Origin of the sequence: Chryseobacterium pyrolae, assembly GCF_025153485.1 — a bacterium.
GTDB lineage: Bacteria > Bacteroidota > Bacteroidia > Flavobacteriales > Weeksellaceae > Chryseobacterium > Chryseobacterium antibioticum.
Genome location: NZ_JANZQH010000010.1, coordinates 99,408 through 115,654 on the forward strand (window position 1 = coordinate 99,408; position 16,247 = coordinate 115,654).

The 16,247-nt window shown below is 34.6% G+C and carries 16 protein-coding genes; 4 read left to right on the forward strand and 12 right to left on the reverse strand.

The window, feature by feature from the left end:
* The first annotated feature begins 146 nt into the window (after positions 1-146).
* From NZD88_RS18395 to NZD88_RS18410, 4 genes are all read left to right on the forward strand, one after another.
* Positions 147-1,790: a S41 family peptidase gene (locus tag NZD88_RS18395; protein ID WP_259831062.1), complete on the forward strand. Its 1,644-nt coding sequence runs from the start codon at positions 147-149 to the stop codon at positions 1,788-1,790.
* Between the two features lie 133 nt (positions 1,791-1,923).
* Positions 1,924-3,468: a T9SS response regulator signal transducer PorX gene (porX, locus tag NZD88_RS18400; RefSeq protein WP_259831064.1), complete on the forward strand. Its 1,545-nt coding sequence runs from the start codon at positions 1,924-1,926 to the stop codon at positions 3,466-3,468.
* Between the two features lie 121 nt (positions 3,469-3,589).
* Positions 3,590-3,883 carry a YciI family protein gene (locus NZD88_RS18405; RefSeq protein WP_259831066.1) on the forward strand — a complete coding sequence of 98 codons (294 nt, stop codon included), beginning with the start codon at positions 3,590-3,592 and terminating at the stop codon, positions 3,881-3,883.
* On the forward strand, positions 3,880-4,644 hold the full coding sequence (locus NZD88_RS18410; protein WP_259831067.1) for an exodeoxyribonuclease III: 765 nt from the start codon (positions 3,880-3,882) through the stop codon (positions 4,642-4,644). The genes NZD88_RS18405 and NZD88_RS18410 overlap by 4 nt, the downstream gene beginning before the upstream one ends.
* Before the next feature lie 63 nt (positions 4,645-4,707).
* Here NZD88_RS18410 and NZD88_RS18415 read toward each other — a convergent pair whose 3' ends face one another.
* From NZD88_RS18415 to NZD88_RS18470, 12 genes are all read right to left on the reverse strand, one after another.
* Positions 4,708-5,079 (reverse strand): septal ring lytic transglycosylase RlpA family protein, encoded by a 372-nt coding sequence (locus NZD88_RS18415; RefSeq protein ID WP_259831068.1) that lies wholly within the window; start codon positions 5,077-5,079, stop codon positions 4,708-4,710.
* Between the two features lie 623 nt (positions 5,080-5,702).
* On the reverse strand, positions 5,703-6,431 hold the full coding sequence (locus NZD88_RS18420) for a hypothetical protein (RefSeq protein ID WP_259831070.1): 729 nt from the start codon (positions 6,429-6,431) through the stop codon (positions 5,703-5,705).
* A 43-nt stretch (positions 6,432-6,474) separates the two neighbouring features.
* Complete coding sequence (locus NZD88_RS18425; protein ID WP_259831072.1) at positions 6,475-7,119, reverse strand: hypothetical protein; 645 nt, start codon at positions 7,117-7,119, stop codon at positions 6,475-6,477.
* Positions 7,120-7,473: 354 nt separating this feature from the next.
* Positions 7,474-8,775, reverse strand: coding sequence for a 30S ribosomal protein S12 methylthiotransferase RimO (rimO, locus tag NZD88_RS18430; protein ID WP_259831074.1), 1,302 nt, complete (start codon positions 8,773-8,775; stop codon positions 7,474-7,476).
* A gap of 95 nt (positions 8,776-8,870) precedes the next feature.
* The gene (rfbC, locus tag NZD88_RS18435) at positions 8,871-9,416 is read right to left on the reverse strand and encodes a dTDP-4-dehydrorhamnose 3,5-epimerase (RefSeq protein WP_259831076.1); all 546 of its coding nucleotides are present in this window, start codon (positions 9,414-9,416) and stop codon (positions 8,871-8,873) included.
* Positions 9,417-9,426: 10 nt separating this feature from the next.
* Complete coding sequence (locus NZD88_RS18440; RefSeq protein ID WP_259831077.1) at positions 9,427-10,389, reverse strand: MraY family glycosyltransferase; 963 nt, start codon at positions 10,387-10,389, stop codon at positions 9,427-9,429.
* On the reverse strand, positions 10,389-11,285 hold the full coding sequence (locus NZD88_RS18445; protein ID WP_259831078.1) for an NAD-dependent epimerase/dehydratase family protein: 897 nt from the start codon (positions 11,283-11,285) through the stop codon (positions 10,389-10,391). The genes NZD88_RS18440 and NZD88_RS18445 overlap by 1 nt, the downstream gene beginning before the upstream one ends.
* Complete coding sequence (locus tag NZD88_RS18450) at positions 11,282-12,493, reverse strand: glycosyltransferase family 4 protein (protein WP_259831079.1); 1,212 nt, start codon at positions 12,491-12,493, stop codon at positions 11,282-11,284. The genes NZD88_RS18445 and NZD88_RS18450 overlap by 4 nt, the downstream gene beginning before the upstream one ends.
* On the reverse strand, positions 12,493-13,629 hold the full coding sequence (wecB, locus tag NZD88_RS18455; RefSeq protein WP_259831080.1) for a non-hydrolyzing UDP-N-acetylglucosamine 2-epimerase: 1,137 nt from the start codon (positions 13,627-13,629) through the stop codon (positions 12,493-12,495). The genes NZD88_RS18450 and wecB overlap by 1 nt, the downstream gene beginning before the upstream one ends.
* A gap of 19 nt (positions 13,630-13,648) precedes the next feature.
* Positions 13,649-14,773, reverse strand: a complete 1,125-nt coding sequence (locus NZD88_RS18460) for a polysaccharide biosynthesis C-terminal domain-containing protein (RefSeq protein WP_259831081.1) — start codon at positions 14,771-14,773, stop codon at positions 13,649-13,651.
* Positions 14,774-14,775: 2 nt separating this feature from the next.
* On the reverse strand, positions 14,776-15,183 hold the full coding sequence (locus NZD88_RS18465; protein WP_259831082.1) for a WxcM-like domain-containing protein: 408 nt from the start codon (positions 15,181-15,183) through the stop codon (positions 14,776-14,778).
* Between the two features lie 17 nt (positions 15,184-15,200).
* Positions 15,201-16,238: a polysaccharide biosynthesis protein gene (locus NZD88_RS18470; RefSeq protein WP_259831083.1), complete on the reverse strand. Its 1,038-nt coding sequence runs from the start codon at positions 16,236-16,238 to the stop codon at positions 15,201-15,203.
* Positions 16,239-16,247: the final 9 nt, after the last annotated feature.

A 16,247-nucleotide genomic window follows, 5' to 3' on the forward strand; every position in this document is an offset into this window, starting at 1 on the left:
AAATCCATGAGGACATTTCTGTTTAAAAATATAAAATGTCCTTTATGAAGCTTTTACGATATTTTTACGAAGCTTACATACTTTAGCTTTGCGTGATATTGGTTTTACATTTACCTTTGATCGCTTTAATAAACTAATTGCCCTTCATGAAAAGCTTATTCATTTTCATCATATCCTTTTTAAGTATCAACTTTTCTGCACAAGCTTTATCTGAAACTCAGAAACTCGAATCACTTTGTAAAGTCTGGGGATTTTTGAAATATTACCATCCGCATGTGGCAAAAGGGGATTTTGACTGGGACAAGCAACTTATCCGGAAAATTGATGAGCTTGACCAGATTCATGACAAAGCTCAACTGAATGAATTGTATTCTAATTGGATCTCCAGTCTTGGGAATGTTGAAAAATGCAAAAAATGCGCAAAGGAAGACCAAGCGAAAGTGTATTTCCTGAGAAATTTTGATCTGACCTGGATCAGTAATAAACATATATTCAACGAAAAAGTAAGCCGCCAGCTTCTCTTTATTCAAAATAACAGAAATCTTGGCAGCAATCACTACTTTGGAAGTGGTGGAAAAAAGGTTTATTTCCGAAATGAAAACTCATACGGTTCTAAATTTACATCAAAGCAGATCAATCTTTTGGAACTTTTCAGATATTGGAATCTGGTAGAATATTTTTTCCCATATAAATATCAGACAGATCAGAACTGGAATGATGTGTTAAAGGAAATGATCCCCAAATTCCTCAATGCAGATCATGATGAAAGTTATCACCTGACATTGGCAGAATTGGTAACAAAAGTGGATGACTCCCATGCCTTTTTATATTCTCCGCTCATCAGTACCCATCAATACGGACGAAGAAAGGTTCCTGTGGAATATAACCATGCAGAGGGAAAGCTGGTCGTAACTAAGATTATTAAAAATAAATTTAATGAAGAAAGTTCTTTAAAGATCGGCGATGTCATCTACGACATCAATAGCAGAACGATTCCTCAGATGGTGAACAGCTTTGGAAAATATGTTCCCGCTTCCAATTCCTGGGGAAAGATCACCAAGGTGAAAAATCTTTTTCTTTTCAATAATAATGATTCTATTCCGTTAAAAATAGAGCGCGACGGACAGAACCTGAGTGTAACCGCTAAAACGTATCTTCTCAAGGATATTATCTTAGAAAAACAGGCTGTTCCGCAAAAGTGGAAGTTTCTGGATGCAGAAAAAAAGACTGGGTACGTCAATATGGGCATTATTGAGAAAGGTGATCTGGATGACATGTATAAGGATTTAAAATCTGCGACATCCATTATTTTTGATCTCAGAAATTATCCTAAAATGACCATTTTCCCATTAAGCAGGATGATTCTTCCGGAAAAATCAATTTATTACCAATTTAATTTCCCGGAGACGGATTATTTGAGTAAATTTTATAGCGCTAAAAACAGTATCGGCAGGAAGAACCCGGATTATTATAAAGGAAATGTAGTGGTTCTGGTGGATGAGAATACGCAAAGCCAGGCAGAAACCACAACAATGATGTTTAAACAGCATCCTAAAGCGAAAATAATAGGGAGTAATACTTCAGGAGCCAATGGTGATATCATCCGGTTTAAAATTGCAGATCTGGACACCTGCTTTACAGGACTCGGAGCCTACTATCCTGACGGAAGAGAAACGCAACGGATAGGAATTATCCCCGATATTATCATAAAGCCTACAGTAAAGGGCATACAGGAAGGAAAAGACGAAGTTCTGGAAAGGGCTTTACATTATATAAAGACCGGTTTTTAGATGAAAAAAATATCAGTAATGATGGAGAGCATTTTCATTTAACTAACATTTAACTTTTATTGTCTCTAATTTGTGAGAATTTAAAAAGAATTGGTCAACAATTTGATATTATAACCATGTAAAAAAATAAATTATGTCGGAAAAGATATTATGGATAGATGATGAAATAGATTTACTCAAACCCCATATCGTATTTTTAGAAAAGAAAGGTTACCATGTAACCCCTGTTAATAACGTGAACGAGGCTCTGGAACTAATGGATTCAGAGAAATTTGCATTGACGCTTATTGATGAAAATATGCCCGGCATTTCGGGATTGGAAGCCATTCCCATGATCAAAGAGAAAGATAGCGCTCTTAAGATCGTTATGGTCACAAAAAGTGAGGAGGAACATATTATGGAGGAAGCCATCGGATCACAGATCGCTGACTATATCCTTAAGCCGGTTAATCCTAACCAGATCCTATTATCATTAAAAAAGAATCTACAGGAGGATAATCTTGTGGAACAGAAAACCATTCTTCAGTACCAGCAGGAATTCAGAAACCTGTCTATGGAACTTTCTTATATCAGAACGTATCAGGAATGGGCAGAATATTACAAGAAGATCCTAAGCTGGGAAATAAAGTTTGATAAGGTAGCGGATAATGAGTTTTCTGACCTTTTGCAGTCGCAGAAAGAGGAAGCCAATATCCAGTTTGCTAAATTCATTGAAAAAAATTACGAAGACTGGTTGACGGATTCTGATAAGCCTTTGATGAGTCATACTCTATTTAAAGAAAAAGTAAAACCTGAGGTAGAGAAAGATAAAGTGCTGCTTCTTATGGTGGATAACTTACGTTTTGACCAGTGGAAAGTCATCGAACCTTTATTTACAAAATATTACAACAAGGTTTCAGAGGATTATTACTACAGTATTCTTCCTACAGCTACTCAGTATGCAAGAAACTCGTTTTTTGCAGGGTTGATGCCATCTGAAATAGAGAAACGTTTTCCAGATAAATGGTTCAATGACAATGAGGAAGGAAACAAAAATGAGTTTGAGCGTGATTTCCTGGAAGATCAGATGAAAAGAATTGGGTTGGGATCTAAATCTATGAAGTATCTTAAAGTTCTGAATGCAGATTTTGAGAGAAAGATTTATGATGATTTTAACCAGCATAAAAATAATGATCTGCTGGTCATTGTTTATAACTTTATTGATATTCTTTCGCATGCTAAAACGGATAATCATATTGTAGATCAGCTGATCCGTGATGATAAAACATTCAGATCTCTTACGTTTAACTGGTTTGAAAATTCATCATTAATTAAGATTATCAAAGCAGCGGCAGAAAGCGGTTATAAACTTGTCATCACGACAGACCATGGAACCGTATATGTGAAAAAACCAAGCAAGGTAGTGGGTGACCGCGAGACATCAACCAATATCCGTTATAAAACAGGGAAAAGTTTAACCTACGACAGCAGTGATGTATGGGCTATAACGAATCCTGAAAAACTGTTCCTTCCAAAAGGAAATTTAAGTTCGAAATATATTTTTGCAAAGAATAATATTTTCCTGGCTTATCCTAAGAATTATAATCACTTTGTTAATTACTATAAAGAAACCTACCAACACGGTGGAATCTCATTGGAAGAATGTATCATTCCTTTCAGTATTTTAGAACCCAAGTAGTTTTTCTCATAGTTTATTTAAATTTGGGTTCAGGGGCGGCAAAAATCATATGATTTTTGCCGCTTCTTTTTTTAAGCCTCTTTTAATAATCTCAAAGAGTTCTTATCTTAGCAAAAAAACGATGTATATTATTTCGCTTACCTACAAAACATCTCTTGAAAATGTGGAACGTTTTATTCCGGAACACAATGATTTTCTTAACAAGTATTACCGTTCCGGAAATTTCATCACTTCAGGCAGAAAAGAACCCAGAACCGGAGGAATTATTCTAGCTGCTGCAGATTCTAAGGGTGAAGTCGAACAGATCATTAAAGAAGATCCTTTTTACAGTAACCAGATAGCGGATTACGATATTATTGAATTTATTCCATCAAAATATAATAAACACTTTAATTTTTTTATAAAAAACTCATGAAGTTAATCACTTATAATGTCAACGGAATCAGAGCTGCCTTTACGAAGGATTTTTTAGGCTGGCTGCAGACGGCTGATCCGGACATCGTCTGTATCCAGGAAAGCAAAGCCGGAAACGACCAGATAGATATTGAAAGTCTTGAAAAAATAGGCTACCATAGTTATTGGCATTCCGCAGTAAGAAAAGGCTACAGTGGGGTCGGAATCGCGTCAAAAATAAACCCCAATCATATTGAATACGGATGTGGAATTGAAAGCTACGATAATGAAGGCAGGATCATCCGTGCAGACTTTGACGATTACTCCGTGATTTCAGTGTATGTACCTTCTGCCAGTAATATTGACAGGCTTGAATTTAAAATGCAATTCTGCCACGATTTCCTGGCTTATATAAAGGAGTTAAGAAAAACGATCCCTAACCTTATTATTTCGGGAGATTTCAACATTTGCCATCAGGCTATCGATATTCATGATCCGGTCCGTTTAAAGAACGTTTCCGGCTTCCTGCCAATGGAAAGAGAATGGATGACCAGCTTTATTGAAGAATGTGAACTGATTGACAGTTTCCGCTTTTTTAACAATGAACCAGATCATTATACCTGGTGGAGCTACCGACAGAATTCCAGAGCTAAAAATAAAGGATGGAGGCTGGATTACAATTTTGCCACCTATACTCTAAAGGATAAGCTTTCCCGGGCAGTTATATTAAAGGAGGCTGTGCATTCAGACCATTGCCCTGCTCTATTAGAATTAAACGTCTAGAAGGTCCACAAAATAAAAAGCCAGCTGATTTTCAGCTGGCTTTTTTAAATTTAAATCATAAATTTAGTCGACAATTTCATATTCAACCGGAATGGTCCCACGATTGGTATCCCCGATTTCATCGAACGCAGCTTTAGAAATATCTAATGCTCTTGATGCATGGAAAGGTCCTCTATCATTAATCTTCACTATCACCTGTTTTCCATTGTTCAGATTGGTAACTTTAATATTAGTTCCAAACGGAAGCGTTCTGTTTGCAGCGGTAAGCTTTGAATTACTAAAGATCTCTCCGCTTGCTGTTTTTCTACCATTAAACTTATCGTGGTAGTACGATGCATAACTTGTTTTCTTCGCATCTAAGGTATTATTTGTAAAAGAATAAACACCTAAGGTTGAAATCATCATTATGATTACGAGAATGAATCTTTTCATCATCTTGAATTTTATTGGTTTTGACGGAGCAAATGTATAAGGAATGTTCTAAAGTCCCTACTCCATATGTTAAAAACCGTTAACGAAAACTAAATTATATGTTAAGAGGGCCTGTAAGTTCCTATTGACAGGGGTTTTAGACCACACTGTTAAAAAACGTTAAAAAAACAGGTCAAAAGTTAACATAATTAACTTGTTGTCGAAAAAATTCAAAAACAAAAAATCAAAACTCACTATAAATCAAAACGTTACGTAAATCATAAAAATCTAACAAATCAAATAAAATTATTTTAAAAACTAAATTTTTTAAGATGCTCAATCTGCAGAATAGGTTTGACAGAAGCAATTTAAGCCCGTTGGCTGTAATAAGGCATCTCTGTTTTAACACCCTATTTAACATCAAACTTAAATTATGTCATAAATTCATTACCTCCAACCTGAGAAAATAAACTGTATTTCAAAGCAATCCTCTTCATTAGATTATCAAATTGAATACCAAATAATCTTTTCAATGATCTAATCTCTTATTCTTCTTCTTATTATTTATCTTTAATATCTCATTAAATCAAAAAAAGAACCAATGATTGCTCAATGGTTCTTTTTTTATATATAAGTTATATCTTATCTTATTTCAAGTATTCAATTACATAGTCATATGTTCCAGAAGGATACACTACTGACATGCTAGGTGAACCTGTAATTGCATTTCCAGCGCTGGTTGCAATTGTATAAGAATATAGACTTCTGTCATAAACTGTATTTGTACCTGCTTTATAAATGGTAATACCATACAAAGCAGTCATACCTGTAGGAGAAGGAATGTTTACTGCAGTAGAAGAACCAGTTGCAGTGAAAGTACCTTTGATAGCATAAACTTGCTTACTTGCTACTAATGTATTTGTTGCTGTTTCAGCAGCGGTTACGTCAAATTTAGGATTACCTCCACCTATTGGTCTCCAAACTCCACCAGTTACGTTAGAATTTGATGCACCACTTGGATTATAGAAATAATAATATCCCGGTGTTACTGGTGTTGCTGTTGAAGATCTGTTACCAGCTGTTAATGTAGTACCTGTAGCATTATTATATACCATCATACCATCAAAAAAAGTTGGGAATGTAACACCATCTGCTAATGCAAGATCAAATTGAAAGTTGACCAAGTCTACACTTGGAATAATTACTCCTTTACCTACATATGGCTGAGCTCCAGATTCAGTACTAAAGTTTGTACTTCCATCTAATAAAACGTTAGAGTTTGTAATGGTAGCATTGGTTGGTTGGTTAGTAAGAACCTGAGCATAACTCACTGTTCCAAGCCCAACCAATAACAAAAGATTAAATATATTTTTCATCGTTGTATAAATTTTAAAAATTAAATATTATTTCTTGTATATATTATAATCCAATACTCACCCAATTGGTCCCAGTCCAAACTAATGTTCTACCTCTAACCTGGTTATTACTAACTTGTCCTATTGGACCAATAATAGTATTCGCAGCAAGTGAAGGGTTATTATTAAAAACAAGTACAGTACGTCCTGCATCAGCAGCTGTTAATAGAGGGAAAGTAATAGTACTACCTCCTGCCGCAACAGTTGTTACTATTAAATAATCGTTTGCTGCAACGGTATAAGCTCCTGCACTAGTTGTAGTTACTGTTCCTCTCGTCACTTCATACTTCTGAGGGGTCGCAGCACCTCCTCCTCCTACTGCTTTCCAAGTAGATGTTGGGTCATCATAGTAATAGAAACCAGGAGCTGTAACATTTACAGTTTTAGGCGTCGTTGTACCGTCTACAGCTGTAACAAATGCAAGAGCACCATTTTGAGCAGTTGCATATGCAGTATTTTTAGCTGCTAATTGATCTTCTGTCATACGAGGGACTAAAAGCGCGTCAGGTCTAGTCGAATCTGTAGTGTTTGCTACAACATCTAAAGTAGCGGCAGGTGTAGTTGTGTTAATACCTACACGTCCTTGCTGAGCTTTAGTTAACGCTGTCATACTAGCAAGTACGGTCGCTGTTAATAAAATTTTTTTCATAAGTTTTTAAAGATTTAAATTACATTATTTCCATCAATATTTCCAAACTGGAAGTGCATCTCAACTTGTGCAAATCATAAAGGTTAACTATTTTTCAACCTTATTTAAATAGGCAACTGCTTGAAGCATTTGATTTTAAAACATTGCTTATTGCGCAAATTTAAGACATAATTTTCGAATTAATTCATTTTTATGCAAAAAAAATAATAGACTTTTATCTATCAAAATGATAACTTGCTGAAAATCAAAAACATCAATAATCTAACAACTCTATTAATTGTGTTAAATTTTATTAATATTATTAATTATTTGCAGAAAGCATGAAAATATTACAATTAGATAAAAGACACACTATCAGACTAATTCGCCATATAAGTCAAACTCTTCTGCTGAAGTTATTTTCACTTCTGCAAACTCTCCTATGGAGATGTAAGTTTCAGCAGCAGAAACCAAAACGGTGTTATCTACATCGGGTGAATCAAATTCTGTTCTTCCTATAAAATAATTGCCTTCTTTTCTGTCAAATACACATTTAAATGTTTTACCGATCTTTTCCTGGTTCTTTTCCCAGGAAATCTGTGACTGCAACTCCATAATTTCCTCAACTCTTGCTTCTTTCACTTCCTGTGGAATATCATCTTCCAGTACGTAAGCACCGGTATTTTCTTCGTGAGAATATGTAAAGCATCCCAATCTGTCAAATTTCTGCTCTCTTACCCAATCTTTCAGCTCCTGGAATCTTTCTTCAGTTTCTCCGGGATAGCCTACAATCAATGTAGTTCTAACGGCCATATCAGGAATTTTTTCTCTGAACTTAGCCAATAATGCATCCGTTTTTTCATGTGTCGTTCCTCTCTTCATAGATTTCAATAGATCGGAATTGATATGCTGAAGAGGAATATCTATATAATTACAGACTTTAGGTTCTTCACGGATGATATCAAGAACATCTTCCGGAAAACCACTTGGGAAAGCATAATGAAGACGAATCCATTCGATCCCGTCAATTTTTACAAGCTCTTTTAAAAGTTCTCCAAGTGCACGTTTTTTATAAATATCTAGACCGTAGTAGGTAAGATCCTGTGCGATAAGAATAATCTCTTTTGTTCCTTTCTTTGCCAGCTTTTGAGTTTCCAAAACCAATTTTTCAATAGGTGTGGAAACATGCCCTCCTCTCATTAAAGGAATTGCACAGAAAGAGCACGGCCTGTCACAGCCTTCGGAAATTTTAAGGTATGCATAATGTTTAGGAGTTGTTGTCAATCTCTCTCCTACCAGTTCATGCTTATAATCTGCACCAAGGTGCTTCAATAAAATAGGAAGATCTCTTGTTCCAAAATACTGATCCACATCAGGGATTTCTTTAATAAGGTCTGGCTTGTATCTTTCGGATAGACATCCTGTAACAAAAACCTTTTCGACTTCGCCTCTGTTTTTTGCTTCTACATAATCAAGGATGGTATTGATAGATTCTTCTTTTGCATTATCAATAAATCCGCATGTGTTGATCACTACGATATCTCCGCGTCCTTCATGAACTACATCTTTTCCGTTAGCTTTCAGCTGGCTCATTAATACTTCAGAATCGTATACATTCTTGGAGCATCCAAGCGTAACCACATTGATTTTCTTCTTCCCTACAGATTTTGTGCGCATCGTTTTGATTTTGAGTGTGCAAAGATACAAAATAATAAAGGAGTAAGGATTAAAAAATGAAAACCACTTTGCTAAAGTGGTTTTCAAGGTTTTATTTAAAATTTTTTCTCTCTGAAACTAGGTGCATTCACATCTTTTTCAGAAAGTACCATATCTTTTTCATCAATCTTCCAGTCTATCATCAAATCCGAATCATTGAATTTGACACTTCCTTCAGATTCTTTATTATAAAAATTATCGCATTTATAAGAAAAAACGGCTGTTTCGCTCAAGACCGAAAATCCATGTCCAAATCCACGGGGAACATACATTTGGATTTTGTTTTCTGCTGTGAGCTCTATTCCGAACCATTTTCCAAAACTTGGGGAATCTTCTCTGAGATCAACTGCTACATCCCATACTTTCCCTTCCAGACATGACACCAATTTAGCCTGAGCATGTTCTCCCTTCTGTAAGTGGAGTCCACGAAGAACGCCATAAGAAGATTTTGAAATATTATCCTGAACAAAATGTCCGTTCATTCCGGTCAGTTCCTCAAATTTTTTCTCATTAAATTTTTCAAAGAAATAACCTCTCTCATCTTCAAATATGGTGGGTTCTATGATATAACAGTCTTTAAGTGGAGTTTCTTTTATTTTCATGGTGATGTTTCTATAAATTATACTCTTTTTTTAAACTCCATTTTAATCCTAAATAAATTCCACCTGCAGGAATAAATATAATCAAAATAACGGCCCAAAGAGGAAGTTCCGAATGAATTAAAAATATATTAACTAATAATTGACAAACAGCATATACAGAACTTACGATCAGGTGTGAAACTTTTTTCTCATTGGCAAAAAGCTGATACAAATGTCTTCTATGCGCCTCAAAAATATTTTCTTTTAAAAGTATCCTTTCAGTAATCGTAAGAACGACTTCCATTCCGTAAATCGAAAGTAACAGGATATATTTGTATTCCCCTGTCCTCATGATAAGAAGTGTAATAAGACCTATTACCCAAAAGCCTATTCCCATACTTCCAACATCCCCTGCAAAACATTTCGCTTTTTTTCTAAAATTAAAAAAGAGAAACACCAGACATGCCAAAATTGGATATAGTATAAAATTTTCATTGGTAAACTGAATGACATCTTTATTGATATATGCCAGCGAACCCAAAGTAACAAGGCTATAGACTCCCGTCATGCCATTAATACCGTCCATAAAGTTATAAGCGTTCAATGTCCCGATAATGATCACAAAAAGTATTGGCCATACCCAGAAAGGCATTAAAGTAAAAGCGCCTGTAAAGTATAAAAGAAGGACCACGGAAATCAAGTGAACGGAGAGCCTGATCTTGTTTGATAAAGTCCGAACATCATCAACAAAGCTGATGGTACATATCGCCAAAAGCCCTAACCCGAAAGACCAATAATCCTGTATGGTTTCATTTAGATTAAACAGACAGAAAATAATAAATGCAATAGGAAAAATAATTCCTCCTCCTCTTAAGGTAATCTGTGTATGTGCACTTCTGTGGTTGGGTTTATCGATAATATTATAGCGGTCGGCAATTTTGAAATACATCAAAATCGAAACAAACAATATAATTGTGACTAGAATATATTCCATTACTTTGATTGAAAGCTTTTTATTGTTCTTGTTAATCCCTCTTCTGCTGAAACAGGAAGCTTAGTAATTTCTAAAGCATTTTTTATTTTCTTATTAGAAACAACATAACTTTCAGTTAATTTTTTTAATCTTTCTGAATTTAGAGGTATTTTAATTTTATCTCCAACTTTAGCAGCAAAAGAAATAAGCCCTGCGGGAACATTCCATAATCTACTTGTCTTTCCTGAAGCATTACTTATTATTCTAATAAGTTGGTTGGTAGAAATAAAATCATCATCTGCAAAATTATAAATTCCTGATTGAATATTTTTAGTCTTAAGAATTTGTAATATTAAAAAGTTAAGATTATCAATACTTAAAAATGAACGTTGGTTTTCAAATGATGCTAACGGCCAAGGAATTCCTTTCTCTACTATTTTATATAAAAGATTAAGATTCCCTTTATTTCCTGGACCGTGAATCATACAGGGGCGGATAATGATCATTCTTTTGCCTTCTGGCAACCCCTTAGACAATAAATATTGTTCTGCTAAAAGTTTTGATTTCCCGTAAGGGGTTTTGGGATCTGAGATATGTTCTTCATCTAGAATTCCTCCAACAGTGTCTGCGGTGGCTTTTACACTGCTAAAATAAATGAAATCGTTAATATTTGAATCTAAGAATTTATCAAATAGCTTCTTTGTTAACTCTGTATTAATTCTAAAATATTCATCATCTGCAGAAGTGTTTTCTGTATCATGAGCTTTCCCTGCGAGATGAATTACAGCATCCGCATTTTTATCAATTTCCCAGACTTTTCTTAATGATAAGCTCTCAATATGACATTCTTTTTCTTCAAGATATTTTAAAAGGTTTTGTCCTACAAATCCCGATGCTCCAGTAATTATAATTTTCATTTCGGTGAAATTATATTTTCGAGATTTGAAATACATTCTTCCATTTTATAATTTTTTTCATAAAAGAGCTTTCCGTTTAATCCCATCCTATTTAATTCATTTTCCCCTCTTTTAGCAGCATATTCTAGCGCCTCAGCAAGTTTCTCACTATCTCCAGCAGGAACAGCAAATCCACAATCTGCTTCTTTTATATTTTCCGACCCTTCGCCATTGAGCATAGCCATAATAGGTTTCCCTGAGCTCATATATGCCTGAACTTTGGCAGGTACTGTAAGATTAAAGATGGGATCATCTTTAAGGCTTACCAACAATATATCTGCCGCATTAAAGAAAGAAGCCATAGCCTCAACAGGAAATCTCCCCAAAGTATATACTGTTTCCTCAAGACCGTGCTCTTTAATAAATTCATGAACAAAAGGCATTTTACGCCCATCTCCGACTAGTATAAACTTAATATTTGTGTGATGGTTTTTAAGTTTCAACGCAGTATGCATTATGCTTTCCATATCCTGAGCTTCCCCAATGTTTCCTGCGAACATTACTTTAAAGCCAGCAGGTAAAACAGGAATAGGATAATCTAGATTTCCAGCAGAAATTGTATCTTCAGCCCAATTGGGGAAGTATTCAATTTTATTCTCATAATCTCCCTTCTCTAATATTGATTTTTTAAAACCTTTGGAAGTAATCAATATTTTTTCAGACTCATTATAAAACTTCTGAACCATTTTCGTGAAAAATTTCAACACAAATTTATTTTTAACTCCACCAGCAATTTCTAAACTTTCAGGCCAAAGATCCATGACCCAAAAATACACTGGGGTCTTTTGATTTTTTTTCACCATTAAGGCAGGGTAAAATTGAGTAATAGGAGAAGGTTCATGAACAATAACAGCATCAAACTTTTTACGAGAAGAAAGTTTGATCGCTTTTAAAGACGCAAAAAAGGCCCAGCTAAAATAATTAAGGAATAGTTTTATTCCACCTCCTTTCCCTCTTGGTAATAATAATGCCCGTACAACTTCAACTCCATTAATTGTCTGCTTTCTATTTTTGGAAAAGCCGTATCCGTCATATATTTCACCTTCCGGGTAATTAGGTATTCCAGTTAAAACAGTAACATCATGGCCTCTTTTCTGAAGTTCAAAGGCCATGTCATTACTTTTAAAATTTTCTGGAAAAAAATATTGGGTTACAATTAATATGTTCATTACTTCTTACTCCAAACTACTCTATTAATGTAATCGGTATAACTTAAAATAATTCTAACCACTTTCTCAGAAACGTTAGGCATAGAATAATCAGATACTGGTCTGTAATTTCTTTCTTTACCTGTTTTTTGCTGTTGAAGCTGGGTTAGACCCTGCAAAATTCTTTCAGGGGAAAGACCTACCATCATTACAGATGCTTCTTCCATTGCTTCAGGTCTTTCATGAGCATCTCTGATGTTGAGAGCTCTAAAATTAAGAATAGATGATTCTTCTGAAATAGTTCCAGAATCAGATAATACAGCATAGCTTCTCATTTGAAGTGCATTGTAATCATGAAAACCCAATGGTTTTAAAAACTGAATCTCTGGCCGTACCTCAATTTGTTTTTTATCGATCATATTTCTAGTTCTGGGATGTGTAGAAACAATGATAGGATATCCAAATTTTTCAGCAATGGCATTAAGGCTGTCCATTAATCCGGTAAAATTCTTTTCAGAATTAATATTTTCTTCCCTATGTGATGATACAACGAAGTACTTCCCTTCTTCCAAGTTTAATCTTTTTAAGACATCAGAACTTTCTATTTCAGGTAAGTAATGGTTTAAAACCTCAAACATAGGAGACCCTGTTTTGATAATCCTATCTGCTGGAAGACCTTCTCTTAGCAAATATTCGCGGGCAATATCCGAATATGTCAAATTGACATCTGAAGTGTGGTCTACAATTTTACGATTAGTTTCTTCCGGAACTCTCTGATCAAAACATCTGTTTCCTGCTTCCATGTGAAAAATAGGAATTTGTCTTTTCTTTGCAGGAATTGCACATAGACAAGAATTTGTATCTCCCAACACTAAGAAAGCATCAGGTTGAAGTTCTTCTAAAAGAGGATCTATTTTTATTAAAATATTACCTACTGTTTCTGTTGCCGTCTTTCCTGCAGCTTCCAGAAAATAATCAGGTTTACGCAATCCCAAATCTTCAAAGAAGATCTGGTTAAGTTCATAATCATAGTTTTGTCCTGTGTGAACGATAATATGCTCTACAGCCTCAGAAGCATCCAAAGCTGATAATACTCTTGATAATCTAATAATCTCTGGTCGTGTACCCACGACTGTCATTACTTTTAATTTTTTCATTATATTATATTGTGTATCATTATTTATTAACTTCTACAAAGTAAGTATCCGGATCTTTTGGATCAAATGGTTCGTTGATCCAGAAGATTGTATATAATTCTTCGTCTCCTATATTTTTAATATTATGGGTATACCAGATAGGCATATCTACATAAGCAGGCTCATTTCCATCAAGCTCAAAATTAAAAACTTCATCAGAATCTATTTTTCTTAACTGAATCAAAGCTTTTCCCTTAATGACAGCAAAACGTTCAATCTTTCTGGTATGGAAATGATTGCCTCTTGTTATTCCCGGCACTGTGGTAGAAAAAGAGCATTGCCCACCAATTCCTAATCTAATTACTTCAACGAAAGCTCCTCTAGGATCAACATGTTGGGTAAATTTGACAGGATAATGGGTTTTGTAATCGATATATGAGCGAAAGGTATTAAATAAGTTGATCTCGAAAGACGAAGATAATACAGGGATTTCACCATTTTGATAGTACTTTGCGTGATAATCTTCCAACAAACCTAGTACTTCAGATACTTTTTGTACTGATGTAGCCTCAATGTTTAGGTAATAATTGCTTTTTTCTTCTCTTATTTCATGAATAATTCTTTCCACCAATTCTTGAACATAAATTAGCTTTACTTCTCCATCTGTTGCAATTTTTGGTATATCTCCATGCGTGAGCTGATGACAAAAAGTAGCAATAAAGGAATTATAAAATGGTTTACCAAATGCACCAAATACATTAGGAATAATCAGTCCAGTCACTTTACCTCCATTAATTTCAGCCCAATTAATTAATGCTTCTCGTGCTTCTTTTTTTGATTTTCCGTACAAATTATCTCTTTCTTCTTGTGTAGAAGAGGAGATTAAAATATGAGCTTTAGAACCTGTTCGTTCTAAAGCTTTAATTAGGCTTGAAGTCAGTTTAATATTGGTATTATAAATAACCTGCTCACTTTCATGACGATTCATTGCTGCTAAATGCACAATAACATCACATTGTGCAACAAAATGATCTAACTGAGTTTCATCATTAAAGAAATTTTTATTAAAATCTATTCTTTCGAATTCATCAGGAGATAGCCCTAATGTATTATATAAATGAAGGCCTACAAAACCATTTTGACCTGTGATTCCTATTTTTTTCATAATTAATTACTAAAATAATCTAAAGGGAAACGATATTCATCCTGAATTTCGTCTAATTTATAATCTGCCATAACCAATAATTTACTCTCTTCTTCTAAAGCTTTAATAGAGGTTATATATCCGGCAGGTACGTGTAAAATATCAAGGACATCGGCAGTTAATTCAAAATATTTTGGACAAAGTTGATTAGAGGGGGAGTCGAAATTATCTATCTCTATTACTCCTATCTTAAATTTTCCGTTCATACAAGCAAACCAACGCTGCTCAATTTTATGTCCTTGCCAACCCCGAATAAAACTTAAATTTTCATTTTCTATGGTATAAATACGTTTTATACTACTGACATCAAAATCATTATTAAACTTAAGAGCTCCCCGGTCATCTTTGAATTTACTCCCTTTTAATATCATTTCAAATATTTCTATGATTAATAAGGATACTGCATTACATCTTTTCCAAAGACTTCTTTTTGAATCAAAGGCAATGTTGAAATTAATTTCTTCAACCCTTCAACTCCCTGTTGTTCTGTATTATGGGAATGATAATCTTCGATTCTAGAAACATCTTCTTCACCTTCAGAGAAATATTTTGCATAATTGAGATCTCTGTTGTCTGCTGGGATTCTATAGAAATCTCCCATATCTTCAGCCTTCAACATTTCTTCCCGAGTACAAAGGGTTTCATATAATTTTTCTCCGTGGCGGGTTCCAATAACAGTAATAGGCACTTCTTTTCCTGTAAGTTCAATTAGAGCTTTTGCCAGATCGCCAATAGATCCTGCAGGCGCTTTATTTACAAATAGATCTCCAGTGTTACCATTTTCAAAAGCGAATAGTACCAGATCTACTGCGTCTTCTAAAGACATAAAAAAACGAGACATATTAGGATCTGTTATCGTGATTGGCTCTCCCTTTTGGATCTGATTTAAAAATAATGGAATTACAGATCCTCTAGATGCCATTACATTTCCATAACGCGTTAAACACACTACAGTATCTGTCAAATTTCTAGATTCAGCAATGGCAACTTTCTCCATCATTGCTTTTGAAATCCCCATTGCATTAATAGGATAAGCAGCTTTATCAGTACTTAGACAAATTATTTTTTTCACCCCATTGAAAGCAGCTGCACGAATTACATTTTGTGTTCCTTCAACATTTGTTTTTACGGCCTGCATTGGGAAAAATTCACAAGAAGGAACTTGTTTTAAAGCAGCGGCATGAAAGACATAATCCACACCTCTCGTAGCAGGTTCCACACTGGTATAATCTCTTACATCCCCTATATAATATTTTATTTTATCATTTTTATAAAGATTTCTCATATCATCCTGTTTTTTTTCATCACGAGAAAAAATACGGATTTCCTTAAAATGATCAGTTCCTAAAAATCTGTTAAGTACTGCAGTACCAAAAGAACCTGTACCTCCGGTTATCAATAGTACTTTATTTTTTAATTCAGACATATGTATATT